Raw genomic sequence first — 345 nt, forward strand, 5'->3', positions numbered from 1 at the left:
GGCTGGATGTGGCCTTTTTCAAGGGCCCGTAAAAGGTTGATTAAATCCAACCCGAAACGGCAGCTGATTCTCGGGTTCTGGCAGATCACGCGATGGCAGGGTATGAGTATAGGGATGGGATTCACATTCTTTGCCAGAGCCACTGCCTGATGGGCGTGTTTATTACCAAGTTGGACAGCCAGTTCCTGACTGGTGCGTGTTTCGCCATAGGGAATGGCCTGGATAGCCTGCCAGACTTGGTGCTGAAAAGCAGTGCCGTCGGGCGCTAAACGCAGTGAGAATTGCTGACGCTGGCCTTCCAGGTATTGCTTGAGCTGACGGGTGTACTCTTGTAATTTTTTAGGG

At 52.5% G+C, this 345-nt stretch carries 1 protein-coding gene; it reads right to left on the minus strand.

Features of this window, described 5'->3' with window-relative positions:
* A partial coding sequence (locus tag ACYP03_RS24930) for a methylated-DNA--[protein]-cysteine S-methyltransferase (protein WP_459782515.1) occupies nt 1-345 on the minus strand: 345 nt, incomplete at both ends.

This window comes from Photobacterium sp. R1 (assembly GCF_054600795.1).